Consider the following 20,516-nt stretch of genomic DNA (forward strand, 5'->3'; position numbering starts at 1 on the left):
TTCACTCGCGGGCCTTCCGCGTTGTGCGAGGATTGTCCAGATGTGAATAGTGAGTGGCATTACGGAACCCTGGGATGGGACACTTAAAGCGCGATTAAGTTTCCGCTGAGGAGGATTGGGTTGGAGTGGGGGCCATGACGGTCAGTGCCAGAAAGTTCTATTCAGCCAATTTCAACGCGGCTGATTTGGCGGCGGAGTCAGCTTTCTTCTCACGACTGAAGATGCGAAATGGCACCTTCAAGTTGACTCAGGTCTCGAGATTCCGCGAGTTAGAGGTCGCCTTTAGGTCGATCATTATGGATCGTGCTCATTCTCTGCATCAGGTTCTGGATGTCGGCGTCTCCACTGGGCTGACGACAGTTGAACTTGCGCACTTCCTGAAAGACTGCGGAGCCACAGTTCAAATCACGGCGACAGATCTTTTCGTGCAGGCTCATATCGTCGAACTCTTCCCGGAAGTCACGGTCTTCTGTGACCCCGAGGGCTGGCCCCTGCAATATGAGCTCTTCGGCGTTCCCATTCGTCCCTGGATCAGGAGGCTAGACTACGCAACTTTCGCCTTCATCCCACTGCTTCTGGCGCGCACCACGCTGCAACCACGACTGTGTTCGCGAATTCGCGCGGGTAGGAGCAACAAGGTGCAAATGATTACGCGGTCGCTGCCACAGCACTGTGAGATAGACTTCATCGAGGATGATATAATGAGCCCCTCGGAGCATCTCCGCGGCCGTTTTGACTTGGTAAGAGCCGCCAATATCCTCAATACCAACTATTTTTCCGTCGATCAGCTCAAGACAGCTATTGCCAACGTCTATTCTTATCTCCGAGGCCCTGGAGCTATGGTCATGGTCACAAGGACTAGTCGCACGCAGGAAAACAATGGGACGCTGTTTGAACTGAAGGATGACGGCTCGTTTGCCGTCTTGGGGCGTGTGCGAGGCGGCTCAGAGATTGAAAGGCTTCTTCTGGACTTTCGGAAGACATAACCGGCGCCCGTGTCATGTCGTCGAAGATAACACAAACCTAAAGGTTGGGGACGGTCGCGGATCACCTGAAGCGCAGAGGAATAGTTCAGGAGGGGTGGCTCCTTAAACCACACCGAACATGTCGCTCAATGGAAGGCTTCCAAATGCCGTCGCAGTCAGTTCGCATTGCTTATATTGCCGGTTATGGACGTAGCGGTTCGACGATCCTTGATATCGCCTTGGGACAACATGCTGCGGTAGTCGGAGCAGGTGAGATTGCAGCGCTTACACGACACGTTTTGGCCCAAAATGAATATTGTGCCTGCGGAAGTGCAATAACCGATTGCGGTTTTTGGAGCACCGTTAGCCGACACTGGTCCAACGGTCGCGAAGCAGAGTTCATTCGGGACTATTGCGTTCTTCAAAAGAAGTTCGAAGGGCTCTCAATGTTGTTGAAATCGATCTCTGGAATAGGGCTCGGCCCGCAGTTTGAAGAATACTCACTGCATACGACAAGGCTGTTTACCACCATGCTCTCCTATTCCAACAAGGAGATGATCGTCGACTCCTCAAAATTACCGGGAAGGGCAATTGCCCTTTCCCGGATGCCGGGGATCGACATGCGTATCATCCATCTGGTGCGCGACGGGCGCGGAGTGGCTTGGTCGCTGCTCAAAGGTTATGAGCGAGACGCGAAATCGGGACTACAGAAAGAAATCAAGCCTAAATCTGTATTTCGAACAGCGTTGCGATGGAGCATTGTCAATTTGGCGGTCGAATATCTCTCGCGAACATTAGGCCCGGAAAGGATCATCCGCGTGAGATACGAGGATTTCACCTCCAACCCGGCGGCGACGCTACAGCAAATAGGCTCATTTCTCAAGCTCGACCTCAGTCAGATCGGCTCATCTCTGCAAAGAGGCGAGCCGATGGGGCCGGGCCACCAAGTCGCCGGCAACCGATTGCGGATGACGTCGTCCATCGAACTTAAAAAGGACGAGTCCTGGCAAACGCGGATGCCGGTCAGTCAGCAGCTATCGTTCCAGCGGTTGGGCGGTTGGATGCTAAGGCGCTATGGCTATCTCTGAGTACGTTTAACTGACCTCTGTCTACCGACCTCGGTCGGGGCAATGTCGAACGCTTCTTTCGCTTTGCGCTTCTACGGGGGCACAGCTTCGAGAGATGCTGCCGGATATGAGTTTTCTAAGAGGCGGGACATGTGCATGAAAATCAAAAGCCAAGTGCGCGCTGCCAGCATCTGTCGCTCGGAGAGCATGCGTCGTCGAACTTTTGGAGCACTGATCATTATCGGTCTTGCCTCAGGGCCTTGGCAGGCAAAAGCTCAGGAGCCGCTTTCGCCGAAGCTTCCGGATGGTCGACAGCGCGCCTTTCCAACGGCTGAAGGGTTTGGCGCCGCCGCTGTTGGAGGCAGGGCGGGAAGGGTGATCCAGGTGGTTAATACAAACGAGGCAGGTCCCGGTTCATTGCGCGACTGTATAGAAGCATCCGGACCTCGAGTGTGCGTCTTCCGCACCGGCGGCACTATTGTTCTTCGTGAGCAGTCTTTGGTTGTCAGCAACCCGTTCTTGACTATCGCCGGAGAGACCGCGCCCGGTGGCGGGATCGCGATCCGCAACGGTGAAAAACAAATCCGTCCATCGATCGAGATCGTAACGAATGATGTTATCGTCAGATACCTCCGCCTGCGCCCGGGTCCCCATGCCATAGCGGCTTGCTGTTCGGGAGGGCTCGGGATGTACACTCCGGCGGCAAGAAATATCATGCTGGATCATATCTCTGCGAGTTGGGGATCCGACGAGACGATCGATGCAGAAGACGCCACCAACGTCACTTGGCAATGGGGTATTACGAGCGAGCCACTGTTACGAGGCGGGCCAAAAAAAAGGAACCGGGCGCGAAACATGTTGTTCACAAAAGGGGGCAACATCTCTGTACATCACTCCCTCTTTGCCCTCGGAAAGTTTCGAAATCCACAAATCAAAATGAAAATACCTGGGGCAGTGGCGGATGTTGTAAACAACGTGTTCTTCTCACCAGTGTGGCAATATGTTGTAAGTTTTGGCGATGAATGGGCTCGGACCCAGGCCAACGTTGTTGGCAATTACAAGATTGCAGGCAGAAAAAACAATGACGCCCATACCGTGCATGTTTTTGACGAAAGCGGGCTCGGACACTCGATTTATCTCAAAGACAACTACGACGAACCTTATCGCACCAAAGCCCAGCAACCTGATGCTTTGGTGATCGCCGCGGAGCAGCGAAAAATTATCACATCAACTCGATTTGATGCCCCCGCCGTCCGCACATCCGACCCGAGGCATGCTTACGAGGATGTCCTGAAAAGCGCTGGAGCAACGAAGCCCAAACGTGATGCGGTCGATCGACGAATTGTTGAACTGGTCAAAAGCCGTAGCGGCCAGTTGCTCAAAACGGATCCGACTGAGGTCGGTGGATGGCCAGAACTTGCTGCCGGAGCACCCTACAGTGATCGGGATAACGATGGCATTGCAGATGATTGGGAGTTTGAAAATTCGCTGGATCCTGAAAATTCCGACGATGGACGCCAGGATCTGGACGGCGACGGATGGACAAATCTCGAAGAGTTTCTCCATTTCATGGCGGGCGACGTCAGTGCAAGAACGCCTCAAGAACCAACAAAATAGAGATTGGGGTTCGAGCTCAAGAAACCTTGCGCCTTCCTGAAGCCTTGATCAGGTGAATTTTCGCGACATCGCCTGAGGCCTAGGTGCGTTCAACCATCGAGCGAACTTCGTGTCGTTGGAGCAGGCGAGGGATCGATGGTTGCCTCCCACCGCGTCGAGCTACCATTCCGGCCGCGTAGGCGTCCTTGTTTCCATAACGGAGTGGGCGCGCGTTTGGCCGTCAAAACAAACCCGCCGTAGTGATGCCGTGCATGAATTTTCGCGTTCACTTGATTGATGACGGTGCCGATCAGGTTCGCGTGGTTCAGCCTCAGCTGCGACACCGCATCTAACAGTTCCTCTTCCGTCGTTTTGCCCCAATTGGCAATGACGACGACTCCATCAACGAAGGGTGACAGCCAGCTCGCGTCCCCCGTTGCAAGGATTGGCGGAGCGTGAAGCACGATCAGATCGTAACCGCTCTGCTTCAGGTCTGCTACCAATTCGCTTAGTCTATCTGCGTCCATCGTTATGAATGGCTCGATCATTATTGGTGCCATATCGATGAAGCCAAATCCGGGCAACGTAGGAATGGTTTGTATAATCTCCTGCAATGGAGCTTCTTTCCTAAGATAGCTTTCTATCCGTTCCGCACGTGGGATAGAGCCCGGATAAGACGCTGGCGCATTGGGTTGGTGAACATCTAGGTTCACGAATACAGTGGTCCGGCCGTCAGATGCTGCGGCCGTCGCGATCCCCCACGCCGTTGACGCGTTCGCAGTGTCGGGACGACACGACGTTATCATCAGGGTGCGATGAGCCTGTTTTGCATCTGAATAGCGGCAGGCCATGTAGACGGCCCGCTCTGCTTCTGCAAACGTGACACTGTTCCAGCCGGGACTAGAGTGAAATCGCTTCATCCTCTGCTTTGGAATTCTAGGAACATAGCCAAGGTGAGGGACGCGTAGGAGTTGTGCGGTGCGTTGACCACTGCGAACGTGAGTGTCAGTGCTCTCCAACAAGAGGGCGAGCAATAGGCCAAGAAGTGTGGAACTGGCAAACGCCGCCGGAATAATGATCTCCGGCTTGGGAAACGAGGGAGAGGTGGGAAGAGCTGCGGTTGAAACAATTCGCGCGCTGGGCTTCAGTGACTCGGCCTCCAGGTCAGACAAGATGCGTTGAACTTCATCTCCGATCATTCCACGGACGCCTGCCAATTGGGAATCCGCCTCAATCATTTGCGGGTGGTTCTTGCCGAACTTGGCTCCGAGCTCGGCCTTGTTCTGCAGCAGCCGAGCCTCTTCGTTGCGCAAGGTGATCAATAGGGGCTGGGTGGTGCTTTGGCGAAGAAATGCCACGGCTCCGCCGGTATTGAGCGCGCGCTGCGTGTCGGCGATCCGCTCGTCTTGTTTAAATTCAAGCGAGGATTCCACGTAGAGCTTTGCCATGGTGTTTGCAATTTCCGCTGCAAGCCTAGGCTCGGGGTTTGACACCGTGATCCGAACGGCAAGGCTTTCTCCGGTGCGGCTGACATCGATTTGAGAAAGCAGCACAGAGATCGCGCGATCTCGCTGTTCTTGTTCATCCGGAACGATTCTGGCAGCTTTGGTCGAGGGAGCAACCCCCATGGCTTTTTTCGGATATTCGAGAAGCTGCTGGTTAAGAGACTTCGGTTCTGGCCCATTGGTAGCGTATGGATTGAAGCTCGGATTCCTGATCAAATTCAATTGGTCCACGATACGACCCGCGAACTGCCGCGACTGAAGCACGTCCATTTCGGTCTCCGCAGCCGAGCGATCACGCTCAAGGGAGGTTAACGCCGCATCAGTGGCGAACGGTCGAATGTCTTTCCGCTCCAGTACTACGACGGAACTCGCCGTGTATGTCGTCGGAAGGACGTAGCAGGCAGCCACAGCCAACAAAGTACACCCGACGACTACCGAAAAAATAAGCCAACGACGGCGCTTTATTGATGCCCAGACGTCAGACAGGCCCACCGTCTGGCCATTCTGATCCATGGCAAATTCCACGCCTTCGCGATATCGGGCGCGAGCGGTTAGGCTGTCATTCGAAACGAATGTTGTCATCGACCCTCTCCGTTCCGAAAGTCTATTTGAATGTTAGATGTGGCGCAATTACTCCATTGGTGGCATCGGCTCGATGGCGTTAGCCTCAGCTGCGAAGTGCAGCGCGCTTCAATCCTACAAGCGCTAGCGCGAAGGACAAGAAGACCGGTATCGTCCAGTATCTTGCGTACATGTGCGGATTAGACATCGCGATGGTCAAGAGCGCCACGACGGTCGTCGAAACTGCGGCCATTGCATACCTGTCGCCGCCAGCCCTTTTGACCGCAAGCCAAAGCAGAAAGCCAACTCCCGAAAACATCAACCAGCCGATCAAGGCGAGCAATCCACCTTCTACCCAAAGAAGAAGATAGAGATTGTGAACGGGAGCATCCTGTACACTCTTCTCTCGGAATTGATCAGCCCCAACCCCAACAAACCAGATACCTTGATCAGAAATCATCTGAATTGCCTCGCGCATAAGGTCAGTTCGCGATGCAAAGGTTCCTGCTTCAGAAATGTCACCCGACGAAAGCGCGCTCAGAACGCGGGTTTGAAATGTCTTTGGCAGCATTTCTTTATTGCCAAACAGAGCAAATGCTCCAATCAAGATGGCCGCTCCGAACGTGAGCCGCAGAAGAAGCCGTGGCGTAGAGATGCCGGCGGTAAACACTGCCATGGTAAGAATAGTCACGAAAAGGCCACTGTTGGAACTTGTCAGAACAACGGTGACAAGGATGAGGCCGGCTGCCGGCAAAGCAATAAAGAATTTAAGCCTGCCGGAAGACCAGAAGTATAGAAGAATTGGCAACGTCAATGCGTTGATCGAGGCCGCTAGATTTGGATTTCGAAGCGCCGTGGCAAGGCGTTTTCCTCCGGTTACGACCCCTTTACCCTCCCCTGCGACGTATCCAACAGTATAAAAAGTGATAATTCCATGCGCATCTACTATGAGAACGCTGACGAGGAATATTGCGGCTAGTTTGTAGATCTCTCTATGATCGTGACGCATTAAAATGAGCATCAAGATGAGGTACGCAAAGACATACTGCGCCATCACAATCAGCCCACGCTCGGGACTGCCGCGAGCCAAGCTGCTCACCATTATTCCAACGAAGAGGAACATGAATGCCAAAAGCCAGAGCCCAGTCAAATTATCGAGCGGCTTGCTATTGGTTCGCCCGCTGACGAGCAGAAGGATAAGGCTAACGCAGAAGAAAAAATCGCTAACCGTAAAGAATAAGTCCGAAAACCGAAAAGTCGCGTAGGGCGCTAAAAAAACGGCGGCATAAACAACAGGACGTTCAATTTTTGCTAAGTAGGGATCAGAGGTGGTTGAGCGTTCTCCAAGATATCGCTGGGGAGCGGCCGCCTTGTTGGAATCTAACATCACCAATCCCCACGAGTTCCTGTTTGATCGCAGATCGTCACCGTCGCCGGCTTGATCTTAGCTCAAGCGGTGTCACTTCCCCTGCATTAACCAACCAGTCAGATCTCTGCCGACCAGGGCTCCAAGCTTTTCCGTCTCAGAGGCATAATATTCAACCATTCGTTCGCGCAGATCTCCGCTGAGCGGCTCATATTGAAGCTCTTTGGTCATCATTGAGTGCAGCCGTCTAAAGCCTGCAGTCTGTCTAAAGGGAGCCAGAGCTGGTTTCACTGGGCGCAGGAGGAGGCGCAGTCTTGGGCCGATAATCGGTTGCGACTTGTCCTTCACCTTTTTCGCGAGTGGCTGGGGCGGGAAGTCGTCGTTGAGGTTCAAGAAGCGGCGCACACGAGAAAGTTGCGCGCCGGCATCGACCTTTAGGTCCTCGAAGAATAGTACAAGAAGCTGCTCCATCGGAAATCGGTCGATGTAGCGTTGCAACTGCTGGTAATACAGGCCGCGATCCAAGAATCGGCCACCCGCGGCCTGGCGCGGATCCAGGTACTGCGCGATGTCACGACTGACCTCAGCCCGGCGATAAAGCATGCAGTAGTCGGAATAGGCCCGGTCTACAGGGTTGCGAAGTTGCGCGACAAGGAGGGCCTGAGGCAGCTTTTGACGTATCCTTTCTGCCGACTGGGACATACCGAGATAGGAGTTGGATTTTTCGCCTCGCAGCCGCCGGTGCTCTTGCCCAACAAAATTCGATAAATACCAATCGTCTCCTCGGTCGTAATAGCGGCTGAAGTAGTGCAACTCGGGGTCTGGCATGAATATGTTGGCATCCTGCTGCAAGGACTGCTGGAGCCAAGTTGTCGCGCTCTTCGTCGCGCCGATAATGAGGAAGTCGATGTCGCGAAATTGCACGTCCATTCCCCACCGTGTGCTAGCCACTAATGAGCTGGCTTGCGTCCTGTCTTGAACGCGTTTCTCCAATACACTGGCCGATCTCGTCGTACGTTTTGCTGGCACACCACCAGTGGAGGTCGCCGGACGACGCCTGTCGGTGAAGTGCGAGCCACAAGACCACAGTTTATCCGCCAAGCCTGAAAGTATTGAGCGGAAATTCCTTGAGGTATTTCACACCCGTCGGAGGCAGGATGCAATAGAGTTTTTTACGGAACCCGACACCAGGCCACAATGCCGTTCCTTACCACATTGGTCTCTTGCGGCCGCACCAGCTGGATCGTGGATAGTGCGCTAGATGACTGATGAAAAGGGGCTATGGCCGCCAGGGGAAAGAGAAAACCTAACCTCAGCGCGGTTTTGTCTACCATCATTCACGACGGCTCTGCCAGGTCATCATGCTCACCCAGATAAATGCGAGAACGACGTGAGCGATATTTGCGCCGATGGCACCCATCTGCGGCACTAAAATGAACGCGGTCGAGAAAAAGGCAGCAGTGGCTATCAATACCGTCCAAAGTATTTGAGTTTCACGCCCCATGGCAAGAAGTGCGGAGCGTGTAACCGCGCCGCACAAGGTTAGCGTAACGGCGATGGACTGAACGATCACCAGCGGGGCCGCTCCAACAAATCCAGGGCCTGCCGCCCAACGAAGCACCGGAGCAATCGTGAAATACAGGCCCACGACTAGCGCTAGGCCGAAGATCAAGAGCAGACCCTGCATTTGTGATATCGCGCGCCGGAATTCGTCGATCGCCTGAGATGCCCAGGCGCGAGCCAGCTCTGGATAAAGCACGGCCTGAACTTGATTGCCAGTTTGTCGCGCAATGCGTCCAATACGCTTTGCAATATGATACAACCCGGCGGATGCCGGGTCTGCGAGATATCCGACCAAAAGGATATCAATTTGATTGGCGCTCGAGCCAATGGTGAGAGAAAGATTCGCAGATATAGCAAAACGCCAAATCCCGGGGAAACGGGATGTAATGCCTCGCAGCGGCGCTCTAAAAAGGCCCGCTAGTATTCTTTGCCGGCGTAACTCTAAGAGGGCAAATGTGACCATAATGAGTGAATTTATTGTCTGAGATGCCATCCAGATTAGAGCAAATTCGAAAAGGCCGCCCCCCGAGATTATCCCTAGGGCACAGAGAATTAAACGAAGAATGCTTGAGATCACCTGACCGTAGGCGACGGATCTGAAGCGCCCAAACAGCCGCAGCACCGCCAGCGGCACTCCCGAGATCCGCAGGGGAAGGATAGAACAGAACATGATTGCCAGATTTGAGTACTGTCCGGAAATTCCAAAAAACGCGCCGGCGCTCAGGATTAGAATAACCGCGATCAGCCAACCGACGACCGCAGCAGAGATGTCGAGCAACCAGCCGAACTTCAGGAGAGACTGCAACTCCTCAATGTTTCCGACGCGATCTGCTTCAGCGCCGTACTTTATGAGCGGCTGCCACGACTGAAAGCTGACCAATCCTTCAATTGCGCTGGTATAGGTAAGACAAAGGGCGAGTATTCCGTAATCTTGCGGGCCGAGAGCTCTAGCTGTTAGAGCGAAACCGACAAGTCCGATAATCGAAGATAAGAAACTACCGGTTAGAAGATGTCCAATGTGTGTTAGCCGATCTCGAAGCCGCCGCTCCTTGTGAAGCGATCGCCACAACTTCGCGAACTTCCCCTTCATCTTGTTGAAAATCACCTAGGCAGGCCTTTCCGCATGAAGAAAGCGTAAGCTAGACCGGTTTCGAAATTATAGCTCAGCTGAATATTCAAATTCTTTTATCAAGCGTTTTGCCGCAAGATATAGCGAATATACATCCGTCGCCGGAAGTAATAGAAACATTCACCGAACCAGTTGGGGCGGCTCGAGGCGATCTAGCCACCACAGGCAGCTTGGCTTGAGCGGCTTTAAAGGCGCTGGTCGTGACCGGCGCCACGACTGCTGATCAGAGGTAGCAGCGACGAGTTTTCGTCCTTATAATACTCCTTGATTTCCTGCTTAAGGGAGGGGTTGATCGATGACGACCGGTATCCAGCACCGCGGTTCAATTCGCGTAGCCACGATAAAAGGCCAAGCTGTCGGCCTGCCGCTTGTGTCAGACGTGTTGAAATCCCCCGCACCCATGGCGCTGGGTTCTGCGTCAGCGTAGCCACCAGCTTGCTTTTGTGGTGCTTAGCTTCATTGACGGGCGGGAACTCTGTCCGTCCATCGTCCTCCAAATTCAAAAATTGCAAGATTTCAAGATATGTCTCACGCGGATTGGCGATCCAATCGCGAAACGCAAATATCCGTATTTGTTCGACGGGGAAAACAGCAAGATACCGTTCCACCTGCTCGCGGAACCGGCCCATTGCCTTGTAATCTAGAAAGGTAATCTCCCGGCAACATGCCGGTATGGTGTCTACGGGGCGCTTGCCGGAAAGCCGCCAGACCTCTTCAAAATTTTCAATCGACTCGTCGCGATTGTAAAGCTGCTGGTTATGGAGACTTGGCAGAAAATCTTCCTGACTTCGCAAGAATATGAGGATTTTGGCATTGGGATTGAACTTACCAATCTCCCGCGCGGCCACTCGCGAATAAAGGTAGCGAACCGAGCCCTCGCCAACCACAGGCGCGTCCCCGCTCTCGTGGAACAAAGCGAGATAATCCTCCCGCGTTCGGGCCCAGCACCATTTCGGAAAGTCGTGCGAGAAGTGGTGCGGCTCTTTCGCCTTCGAAAAGAAGATGCGCGGATGGGACCCAAGGTATTTCACCCAAGCAGTTGTGCCGCATTTGGGTGCCCCAACGATGAAAAGGTTAGGTTTCACGTGCCTCTCCCCGGTCCTGAGCGGAGATCTCCTGGATAGCATGCCGTCGCCGGTGATGCATGGCTAGCGTTAAAGCTACTTTCAAAAGCTTCGACCGGCAATTGACACTACAGGCTATACTGGAACCAAGGGGTTTTGGCGCTCAGCAAAAAGAAGGAAGCCAGAGGGCGCTCATCTACTTCGAAAGGCTTGGGAAGAGAACGCCGGCGCAGTATCATAAGCATTCCAGCTCCCGAGGACTCCACTGGGGCCGACGTCAGATCAATTGAATGCACTTGCTATGACCAGAGTTGGAGCGCGACGCGGAGACGTTGTGGCGTCGGACGCTTACGATCACAGGATCCAAATCGTGGCCGCCCTGGCCGATCCGTCAATAGGGAGAGGCATACCCAGACGGGCCAATCACTTTCATGAATACAGGGTGAGGGGCGTATGTGCGTACGGCGCAATGAAAATCGACAGAGTTGTCGCAATTGCGGGCGGACACTTCGAAGCCGAGGCGCGGATAAAATCCCGCTACCATTTGATTGCGGCTGGTTGGAATGTATCGGGCTATCACCCGCTCAACCTTTGCCTTGGATGCTTCCTCGAAAAGCGTGTTCATCAGGCATTGTTCGACGCCGCGTTCCAGCACGCGGCACGACTGGAGCCACGTGTCGATCTCCCAATCTGACCCTCGTAATCGGATGATGACGATACCGATTATCCCATGATTCGCGAACTTGTCGTCGAGACGGACGTGCCAACCGACAACGCTCGCATCGCCCTCCATCCGCCTGATGTCTTCATCGCTGTATCGACGTGTCGTCAGATTGAATTGATTAGACTTGTTTATGAGCTGCACGATGCGAGGCCGGTTGATGTCATCGAAAGGTGAAATGGCCATTCGCATTTCCAACGAAGTCAGGTATTCGTCATAGTTGCCTATCTGTGCACGCAGCTCCGCCACTTTGGCGCGACCCTTATAGCTGTCGGCTCGTGCCAAGTCGTCCGAATTCAAAGGTAAATGATCGAATAGTCCAGACTGCACAACCCGGTCTATGAAGAGGGAGGGATCCTCGCCGACTTCTATCGTTGCCACAAGTGGGAGTTCCTGCCGTACTCGCTCCCGCTCGGCGGGATTATCGTCGACATAGGCAAGAGACTCCAAGCCGAGGTTCAACTGCTGCGCAATTGAGCTGATGTTGGTCGCCTTGTCGTTCCAATTGGCTTGGAACACTGAAAGGTGCTGCTCCCTCAGAACCATTTCTGGGTGATCTGCAAAGGGCGCACGGGCCACCGGCTCGTCATTTTTTGAACAAACCGCCAAGACGACGCCGCGTTCTCTCAGATTTAGCACAAAGGACTGAAATGCGATGAAAGCTTCGCCTTCAACGGAATTTTGGCCAAGTCGGATTCCGGCTATTCCATCATCGCCAATCACTCCGCCCCAAAGCGTGTTGTCGAGGTCAAGTATAAGGGCACGCGCCGACTTGCCTTTCATCGCGGCGAGCAACGCCGTTATATTGTCCGCTGCTAACGGGCACATCTGAATACTGAAGGGAACTTTCGCCGAATAGAAGGAGATAGGATCGAGCCAACGCTCGAGTCCTACCCTTGCTGCAAGGGCTGCTTGGTCCCAAAGCAGCCAGCGCCCGTGCGCCGCCCCATCGGCAAGCATCAGATTGAACCGCAACCTGAAGCGAAGGTTTGAACCAGGTGTAGAAGTGTCCATCGAGGAAATAGGATACAGGAGCGGCAAGGTAGCAATGATTGCCGGACCGTCCGTTTTGGCCCGTGCGGCCGCTGCAATCGCGTCAATGAGCATCTCCGCCTGCCGAAGCGTCTCGTCTTCTGCTTCCCTGTTCAATAACGGACGCGGACTTGGAAAGGCGCTTTCGTCCAAAACAACGAGGAGTGCATCGAGTTGGCGGTTGAAGCAGTTATAGGCTGAATAGGCAAAGCTTGCGACCTGATCGTAAGGCGCTTCGTGAGGCCTTAGCAGGAGGCCCCGCGCCAGACCCGCAGCCCGAAGGGGGCTTATGAGGTAAGTCAACGTACGGCTGCCAAGGAGACCGATTTCCATCCGGGTGAAACCGTTGACGTCGGCGTTATCGATACGCTCGGCCACACGCTCTGTTTTGAGTTGCTCACGCAAACGTAGCTGTTGGTTAGCGAGGCCTTTGATGCGCTCATACGGAGGGATCTCTCCCTTGCGCAGGGCGTCTTCAATTGCCGCGGCCTGCGCATCCCAATCACGATCGAGCGGCTTTCGCCATGGAAAGAGCGTGTTCATGAGGCGTCCTGGCTATGTTTATTCATGGCATGCGCTCCCAGAAAAGCTGGCCGCGTAACCCAACCTAGCTAACCTTTACGGGTGACCAGTGCGTCAATCAGGCTTCCAAGGTTTTTAAATCCCTGAACTTCGGCAGTGCTGAAGCGGACCTCGAATTCCTGCTCGACAAGCACCATTAGCTTCACATGCGAAAGGCTGTCCCATTGCGGAACATCCCTCGCCGTCGTTTCCTCAGTAATTCGACCGTCAAATTCGTCGAACAGGTTGAGGATCAGTTCTGTAAGTTGAGTTAAGTAAGCCTCGCGTGTCGGCATTTTGTCCCCGTTTTACACAGTTACATTGATGCAGGGTGATCGTTTTAATAATCGTCCAAAGCTATTAGTGTATGCGCAAGTAGCTGTTCCAAACGTTGTAGTTCTTGACTTCCTGCCGGATCCTTCTCTCGTAGCTATCTATATTTGCCTTGGAAAGCATGCCCTTGCCGCTGTAGATAGATGCGAGGGTTTTCTTCAGCAGATCCGGATCGTAGACATGACCCGGATCCCGAAAATTACCTAGATCTCCTGCGATCTGCGGGTCGTCATCGAACGCAAAAACTCGGACGTTTCTCAGGCCATCTACAGCCTCGACGAGGCACCGTCGCGAAAGCAAAACTTCATCGAGCAGCGTCGGGCTTATTTCGCTCATACGTAGATAGTAGTTCGCGTAAGATAGAATGGGTATCAGTATATCAATCTCGACGCCCGTTTCTGCAAATCTGCGAATCCTTGGCACAAGCTGCTCGTTTATGGCAGTGAAGCTTGAGCAAGACCGCCCGCTAGGAGCGTCTATCATCGGACGGTATTGTCGGATGAGCGTTTGAAGCTTGGCCATCTGAGCCGGCGTTTGGAACCCTCTGTACTGGCGACTGACGAACCGGCTATATCGATCGTGATCGCCGGAATCGTATTGAACTTGGCCAGCCAAAATTTCCAGCGTCCGGGAGATGGCGGGAAGATCCACCATTCGGATATCGTCGGTGATCTCATGATCATAGAGGAACTGGGGAAAATCGGGACGCATAGTCTCCGACTCGAGGATGTACATCCAGTCAAACGTGATGATGATACGCTCACTACGGGCGTTTGCAGCGAGTTGGTCAAGAACGATGTCGCGATCCATCGGTCGAGGCCCGCCATAACTAAGGTTATATGCAACCGTCTTTCCGCCAAGCGCAGTTTCAATGTCATCGGGAGAATACATGGCAGTCGTCGAACCGCCGACAAGGAATGTTTTGATGTCGCGATTTTTCGCTAAGGCGTCAATCAAGCGAACGACATTGTCCCGCGGCACATCGTTCATAGCGAACTGAACCTTCGAGCCCCAACGGTAAATGTCGTAGGGATCTATCGCTAGAACCATTGCAACGACGGACAGGTATGTCAGCCAAATCGCTGCGAAGACGGCCAGCATGGGCTTTACGGCGTGCAATCGCCCCCGGCCTTGAGGATTTGGCGTTTTGCCTTTCGACACAGGATTTCGGCGAACCCCCACCAATCTGGTTATTCCCGATGGGGACGGCGCCTCTGCGGACATGACAAAGTTCCCCCTGTTGTTGCTCAAAAACCCTGATAGAGAAATGGCGGCTGCCGACTGACATAGAACATCGACGAAAGCGCAAGAACGCCTGCAAACGTCGCCCAAGTCCACGATGGCCTCCAAAGGATGCGCAGGAATTGGAAGCCGTAACTTTCGTTGTCATAGGTCATGATCGCCGGACGATAACGACGAAGCAATTCGACGCCGTTCGGCATCCCATAAATGATGGAAAATGCGCAGAGCAGCATGAAGACAGGCTCGCGCATTTCGAAGGTGGATGGCGCTCCCGGTGAGGCTCCAAACATCTGTGCATAGAGATGAAACGCCGCCCCGAGGCTATCTGCGCGGAACATCGAGAGACTGAGGCAGAGCAGCAAGAAGAATATTGCCCGCTCAACCAGCCGCCGGATGGCCGGGTTCGTTGTTTTGCTGAGGCTTTTATATTTTTTGCTGGACCGGATTTGCGCTTCGGCGGCATACCAGAAGCCGTGTATCAGACCGAACGCGACGAACGTCCATGTCGCGCCGTGCCAAAGGCTGATGATTTGAAAATTGATTATAATCGGGATCCACAGGCTCAGAATTTGCGTAGGCACCGGGGAAAGCCTGTGCTGTACGCTGTACCTTGTCCCAGCGATAGATAAGGGTGTGAAGAGAAATCGCGCGATCACCCGCGTCAATGTCATATGCCATCGCCGGTAGTAGTCGATGATGCCGACCGCCTTGAAGGGTGAGAAAAAATTAATGGGGTAGCGCAAGCCGAACATACGTGCCAGTCCGAGTGCCATATCGGAATAACCAGAGAAATCAAAGTAGAGTTGCGCCATGTACGAAAGTGCGCCGATCCACGCGTGAGCGGGGTCCATAACAGCGCCGGCCTGTGCCGCGCCGAACACGCGATCCACCGTTGGCGCAATGTTGTCAGCTATGACGATCTTTTTGAACATGCCGATTGAGATGAACGCTAACCCTACGGCGATGTTTACGGGATCGAAGCGCAGAAACTTTTTCGATCTGACCTGTGGGTGGAATTCGTGGAAATACGTAATCGGCCCGATTATCAGTTGCGGAAAAAAGCTGACGAAGGCGCCATAGCGGCAAAACGTCCAAAAACCTGCTCTCCAAGAGCGGGCTTCCCTAAAGAGCTCCACGACGCTTTTTTCGCGTCCATAGGCGTCTGCCAGGAACGCCGCTTGGTGAAAAGTGTAAAATGAGATGCCCGCTGGAATTGCCACAGCGGCCACATCGGTCATGAGCCAACCGCTGGTATTTAGGAGTACTGAAACAATTTTATATTTGAAGTATAAGAGGGAGAAAATGTTGTAGCATTGTCCCACGCCATACAGTTTCGCCCTCCATTGATTTTCGTCAGGCAACCGTAAAAGCGCAGCAGCGATGGCGAAATTGACGAGCAATGCCGTCAGCAATAAGATGGCCGAGAAGATTCCATACGGAATATAGAATATGAGGGAAGAAATAAACAAAACGATTAATGCGCAGCTTCTCCCCCAAATGGCGGCGGCAGTGTAGAATGTAAACAAAACAGCGGGAAGAAATAAAAAAAGAAATAGTGGATCGATAAATATCATACCAGAATCCTCACTACTCAATTGCCCAGCATCTGCTCCGATTGCTTGGAAATATTTTCGCTATCCATTCTGGCGTGGGGTTAAGCGGCTTCTCCTAGCCCACCAATTCGCGTGTTGCGCGTGCCAGCACGTTACCCATAGGAAGTGCCCGTAGCTCAAGCATCCTTTAGGTGGGAGTGCAATTTAGCGTTTGCTTACTAAGAAAACATCTTAAACAGCCATTGTAAACTCTTTTCTCACTCATGAATCCAAGCCAATAGAGTGATTCTTCGAGGTATAGCTCGATAGAATTATCTTCGCGGCCCGATCGGATAACCGCAGAGGATTGGGCTAAATCGTCCGATATATTTGCAAGCCAACGCTTCCGTGCAATCGTGATTACCCCGCAGCAACACCTGCGTGACAATGTTTATTGCGTTAAGCGAATGCGCAAAGCACTGGGCGGAGCAGGTGCTGGCCCCGTCTCCTTCTACCTCTTCAGCAGCTAGAATGCTTCCGTGAGCCTCTAGCGCGGTGAGAATGCCGTGTACGGTTCACTTTTGCCGCTCGGCATGCAGTGACAAATTGACTGCACGTGAAGGTCAGTGGCGCTGCAAGGGCTAACATGTGGCTGAGTAAAAGAACGTTCGAGCCGGCTGCAAAGAAAAGCGGCAGCCAGAAACATCGGGCGGGGTTTGCGACGCTCTCCGCCGGGGAGCACGGGTATATGGAGGACATTACCCATGGCAGTCATCAACGGCACATCCGGAAACAACGTCATCATTGGAACGGCTCTGGATGACACGATCAACGGCTTGGCCGGCGACGATCTTATTCAGGGGCTTGCAGGACCAGACATCATCAACGGCGGCTCCGGCGTCGATACGGTCGACTATCGTGAGAAGACAGCGGGAATCATCGTTACGCTCAACGGGACGAACGATGCCGTGGTATTGGTCAACGGCGCTGCCGAGGACATCCTGCGCGCGATCGAAAACGTCTACGGCGGCGCGGGTGACGACCAAATCACCGGGGATGCGCAAAACAACCTCATCAGGGGAGGTGGTGGAAGCGATGTGCTCGACGGCGGCGGCGGAAACGACACAGTTGATTACACAGATAAGACCACCTCGGTCGTGGTTACGCTTATGGGGTCGGTCCCTTCGACGGTCTTCGTGGATGGGGTCGCCGAGGATACAATCAGCAACTTTGAAAATGTATATGGGGGGGCGGGCAACGACGCCTTGACCGGTGACGACCGAAACAACATCCTTCGCGGCGAAAGTGGAGATGACATTCTTAACGGCGGAGCCGGCGACGATTCGATCTTCGGCGGCAGCGGCGACGACACCGCCGACGGCGGCGTTGGGGTGGACACCTTCGATCTGCGCGAGAAAACATCTTCAATTGTGGTGCAGCTGAACGGCGCAAATGCCTCCACAGTCTTCGTGGGCGGCGCCGCGGAGGACACCATCGCGAATTTTGAGAACATCGTCGGCGGGTTGGCTGGCGATACGCTCCTTGGTGATGGGGCTGGAAATAAGCTTTCTGGCGCCCGCGGCAATGACTTGCTCATGGGTGGAGACGGCGCCGATACTTTGGACGGTGGCGAAGACATCGATACGGCCAGTTATAGCGACAAAACGGCAGCAATCGCTGTGACCTTGAACGGGAGCAATGCCGTCACAGTGACTGTAGGCGGCATTGCGGAGGACTTGATCGCAAAGATCGAAAACATTGTCGGTGGCTCGGGCGCAGACACGATCACCGGCGATACATTTGCCAACACGTTTCGCGGAGGCTCCGGTGCCGACGTCCTCGACGGCGGAGGCAGCAGCGATACGGTCGACTTCAGCGATAAGACGGAGGCCGTGGTGCTCACCCTCAACGGTGCGGTTGACGCTCTTGTGACAATCGGTGGAACGGCGGAAGATACCGTCCGCAATATCGAGAACATCATGGGTGGATCGGGCAACGACGAACTGACCGGAGATGCTTTCGCCAACATGTTCAATGGCGGCTTGGGCGCCGACCTGCTGGATGGAGGTGCCGGCAGCGACATAGCGGACTACAGCGACAGGACGGGGCCTTTGGTCGTGGCACTCGCCGGCGCAAATTTGGCCACCGTCATGATCGACGGCGTGGCTGAGGATGGGCTACGCAACATCGAGAATATTATTGGCGGTTCAGCCAATGACCTATTTTCTGGTGATGGTTTCCAAAACCTGTTCGATGGCCGCGGCGGCAACGACACCGTCGACTATTCAACCTCAATCAAGGGAATCGCAGTGACGCTTAATGGCGCCATTGATGCAACGGTGAGTGTTGGCGGGGCTGCGGAGGACACGTTGCGCAACGTTGAAAACGTCATCGGGACGGACCTCTCGGACGTGGTAAACGGTGATGTACAGGCAAACTCCATCCTCGGAGGAAGCGGGGCAGATCTGCTAAGGGGCGGAGGCGGACAAGACGTCATCGACGGCGGCATCGGATCGGACACGATCGACTTCCGCGACAAGACTGCAGGGGTCGTTCTGGTGCTGGCGGGCGCAGCCAATGCAATCGCGACGATCGGCGGAGTAGCCGAGGACACCGTCCGCAATATAGAACACATTTTCGGCGGTTCCGCCGCCGACACGCTCACAGGCGATAATAACAGCAACACGATCCGCGGTGGTGCCGGCGCCGACAGTCTGGATGGTGGTGCCGGTATGGACACGGCCGATTATCGCGACCAGATCAAGTCCGTGGTCGTCACCCTAGATGGGGCCAACCCCGCAACGGTTAGGTTGGGCGGCTTAGTAGAGGATACGATCCGCAATATTGAAAACATCTCCGGCGGCTCCGCCGCCGATACGCTCACCGGCGACAGCCTTGCCAATGTTCTGTCCGGCAACGACGGCGCCGACACACTCAAAGGCGGCCTTGGCAACGACGTCTTGGATGGTGGCATCGGCGTGGATATCGCGGATTTTCTCGAGAAGACTGGCGCGATCTCCATCACCCTCAACGGAGCGGCCAACGCCACCGTCGTTGTCGGTGGCGTTGCCGAAGACACCATTCGCAGTGTGGAGGGTATCCTGTCAGGTTCTGGTAACGATACTCTAATCGGCGACGCCGCCAACAACATGTTCCGCGGGGCGCTCGGCGCCGACCTGATCGACGGTGGTGCAGGCGTGGACACTGCCGATTACCGGGAAAAAAGCACCTCCGTGAATGTGACCCTCTTTGGCGGCAATGACAGCTTCGTCTTCGTGGGCGGAATTGTTGAAGACACAGTCCGCAATATCGAGGTCGTGTTCGGCGGCAAGGGTAATGACACGCTGACGGGCGACGACTTCGCCAACACCTTCAACGGCAACGAGGGCAAGGATTTGCTTAGCGGTGGCGGCGGCGCAGACACTCTCGACGGCGGTGTGGCATCTGACACTGCCAACTATCGAGACAAGACGGCATCGATCTCCGTGACGCTTAATGGCGTCACCTTTTCAACCGTCACGGTCGGTGGCCTGGCTGAGGATACGATCCGCAATATCGAGAACATCTGGGGCGGAACCGGCGATGACAGCATGATCGGTGATTTGAACGCCAATCTCCTTTCTGGCGGCGGCGGGAGTGACACGCTCTTCGGCGGAGCGGGCGCGGATATCTTCCAATTCGATTTCGCTCTCGGAGCAACCAATGTTGACTCAATTTCGGACTTTACATCGGGAGACAGGCTCTTTTTATCGAAGAGTGTCTTTACCTCGTTGAGTGGCGGTTCGCTGTCTGCGACGCAGTTTTACGCCGCGGCCGGTGCTACCGGGGCGCAAAATGCGAACCAGAAAGTCATCTACGACACGACAACTGGGGCTCTCTACTATGACGCAGACGGAAGCCTTTCTGGGCATGCCGCGGTTCAGTTTGCCATGCTTGCGACGAATCCGGGCCTGACGGCGGGGGATTTTGTCCTGGTTTAGTTGCGCCAGTCACTACCAATAAGAGAGCCATGTCGGAGTATTCAGCAAGATGCACTCTGAAACGCTGCATGAGCATTGGTGGGGATTTTAGGGGAGGGAGCCAATCATTCGAACGGAGGGAAATGGTAGGGGAGGTTCCTGCCGAGAAGCCTCGCCAAACTGTCGCCCTTTGCAGGTTTCGTCTGCCACTGTGGGCGAGTTTTGGACATGAGGCTGATCTGCCTGCCGCTGCCTTTCCCGTTTGAACCTCGCTGGCGGGGAAGGTTCTCCTGGCCGTCAACAAGTGGACGGTGCTGTCA

At 54.3% G+C, this 20,516-nt stretch carries 13 protein-coding genes; 4 read left to right on the forward strand and 9 right to left on the reverse strand.

The genetic code is table 11. The features are described from left to right. Window positions 1-134 precede the first annotated feature (134 nt). From EDE05_RS04310 to EDE05_RS04320, 3 genes are all read left to right on the forward strand, one after another. Entirely contained in the window at window positions 135-986 is an 852-nt protein-coding gene (locus EDE05_RS04310) for an ATP-binding protein (protein ID WP_112802154.1), read from the forward strand. A 128-nt stretch (window positions 987-1,114) separates the two neighbouring features. Then, window positions 1,115-2,053, forward strand: coding sequence for a sulfotransferase (locus tag EDE05_RS04315; RefSeq protein WP_166675430.1), 939 nt, complete (start codon window positions 1,115-1,117; stop codon window positions 2,051-2,053). 186 nt (window positions 2,054-2,239) lie between these two features. Then, window positions 2,240-3,649 (forward strand): pectate lyase, encoded by a 1,410-nt coding sequence (locus EDE05_RS04320; protein WP_134100543.1) that lies wholly within the window; start codon window positions 2,240-2,242, stop codon window positions 3,647-3,649. Between the two features lie 89 nt (window positions 3,650-3,738). Here EDE05_RS04320 and EDE05_RS04325 read toward each other — a convergent pair whose 3' ends face one another. From EDE05_RS04325 to EDE05_RS04365, 9 genes are all read right to left on the reverse strand, one after another. Beyond that, window positions 3,739-5,715, reverse strand: coding sequence for a polysaccharide biosynthesis tyrosine autokinase (locus tag EDE05_RS04325; protein ID WP_134100349.1), 1,977 nt, complete (start codon window positions 5,713-5,715; stop codon window positions 3,739-3,741). Window positions 5,716-5,800: 85 nt separating this feature from the next. After that, the gene (locus tag EDE05_RS04330) at window positions 5,801-7,081 is read right to left on the reverse strand and encodes an O-antigen ligase family protein (protein WP_134100352.1); all 1,281 of its coding nucleotides are present in this window, start codon (window positions 7,079-7,081) and stop codon (window positions 5,801-5,803) included. A gap of 72 nt (window positions 7,082-7,153) precedes the next feature. After that, complete coding sequence (locus EDE05_RS04335; RefSeq protein WP_134100355.1) at window positions 7,154-7,984, reverse strand: sulfotransferase; 831 nt, start codon at window positions 7,982-7,984, stop codon at window positions 7,154-7,156. Window positions 7,985-8,393: 409 nt separating this feature from the next. Then, window positions 8,394-9,713 carry an oligosaccharide flippase family protein gene (locus EDE05_RS04340; RefSeq protein WP_134100546.1) on the reverse strand — a complete coding sequence of 440 codons (1,320 nt, stop codon included), beginning with the start codon at window positions 9,711-9,713 and terminating at the stop codon, window positions 8,394-8,396. A 224-nt stretch (window positions 9,714-9,937) separates the two neighbouring features. Further along, window positions 9,938-10,837, reverse strand: a complete 900-nt coding sequence (locus tag EDE05_RS04345; RefSeq protein ID WP_166675432.1) for a sulfotransferase domain-containing protein — start codon at window positions 10,835-10,837, stop codon at window positions 9,938-9,940. Between the two features lie 370 nt (window positions 10,838-11,207). Continuing rightward, window positions 11,208-13,112, reverse strand: coding sequence for an HAD family hydrolase (locus EDE05_RS04350; protein ID WP_134100361.1), 1,905 nt, complete (start codon window positions 13,110-13,112; stop codon window positions 11,208-11,210). A 68-nt stretch (window positions 13,113-13,180) separates the two neighbouring features. After that, window positions 13,181-13,426: an acyl carrier protein gene (locus EDE05_RS04355; protein WP_112802167.1), complete on the reverse strand. Its 246-nt coding sequence runs from the start codon at window positions 13,424-13,426 to the stop codon at window positions 13,181-13,183. A gap of 64 nt (window positions 13,427-13,490) precedes the next feature. Continuing rightward, window positions 13,491-14,687: a TonB-dependent receptor gene (locus EDE05_RS04360; RefSeq protein WP_134100365.1), complete on the reverse strand. Its 1,197-nt coding sequence runs from the start codon at window positions 14,685-14,687 to the stop codon at window positions 13,491-13,493. 23 nt (window positions 14,688-14,710) lie between these two features. After that, window positions 14,711-16,279, reverse strand: coding sequence for an MBOAT family O-acyltransferase (locus EDE05_RS04365; protein ID WP_134100368.1), 1,569 nt, complete (start codon window positions 16,277-16,279; stop codon window positions 14,711-14,713). Window positions 16,280-17,001: 722 nt separating this feature from the next. Here EDE05_RS04365 and EDE05_RS04370 point away from each other — a divergent pair. Continuing rightward, window positions 17,002-20,217, forward strand: a complete 3,216-nt coding sequence (locus EDE05_RS04370; RefSeq protein ID WP_134100371.1) for a calcium-binding protein — start codon at window positions 17,002-17,004, stop codon at window positions 20,215-20,217. Window positions 20,218-20,516: the final 299 nt, after the last annotated feature.

The sequence above is a fragment of the Neorhizobium sp. R1-B genome (genome assembly GCF_004368875.1).
Lineage (GTDB): Bacteria > Pseudomonadota > Alphaproteobacteria > Rhizobiales > Rhizobiaceae > Neorhizobium > Neorhizobium huautlense.

Bases quoted from the DNA above. Each gene is read 5' to 3' on its own strand.
- EDE05_RS04310 (WP_112802154.1), top strand. From the start codon at position 135: ATGACGGTCAGTGCCAGAAAGTTCTATTCAGCCAATTTCAACGCGGCT.
- EDE05_RS04315 (WP_166675430.1), top strand. From the start codon at position 1,115: ATGGAAGGCTTCCAAATGCCGTCGCAGTCAGTTCGCATTGCTTATATT.
- EDE05_RS04320 (WP_134100543.1), top strand. From the start codon at position 2,240: ATGCGTCGTCGAACTTTTGGAGCACTGATCATTATCGGTCTTGCCTCA.
- EDE05_RS04325 (WP_134100349.1), bottom strand. From the start codon at position 5,715: ATGACAACATTCGTTTCGAATGACAGCCTAACCGCTCGCGCCCGATAT.
- EDE05_RS04330 (WP_134100352.1), bottom strand. From the start codon at position 7,081: ATGTTAGATTCCAACAAGGCGGCCGCTCCCCAGCGATATCTTGGAGAA.
- EDE05_RS04340 (WP_134100546.1), bottom strand. From the start codon at position 9,713: ATGAAGGGGAAGTTCGCGAAGTTGTGGCGATCGCTTCACAAGGAGCGG.
- EDE05_RS04350 (WP_134100361.1), bottom strand. From the start codon at position 13,112: ATGAACACGCTCTTTCCATGGCGAAAGCCGCTCGATCGTGATTGGGAT.
- EDE05_RS04355 (WP_112802167.1), bottom strand. From the start codon at position 13,426: ATGCCGACACGCGAGGCTTACTTAACTCAACTTACAGAACTGATCCTC.
- EDE05_RS04360 (WP_134100365.1), bottom strand. From the start codon at position 14,687: ATGTCCGCAGAGGCGCCGTCCCCATCGGGAATAACCAGATTGGTGGGG.
- EDE05_RS04365 (WP_134100368.1), bottom strand. From the start codon at position 16,279: ATGATATTTATCGATCCACTATTTCTTTTTTTATTTCTTCCCGCTGTT.
- EDE05_RS04370 (WP_134100371.1), top strand. From the start codon at position 17,002: ATGGCAGTCATCAACGGCACATCCGGAAACAACGTCATCATTGGAACG.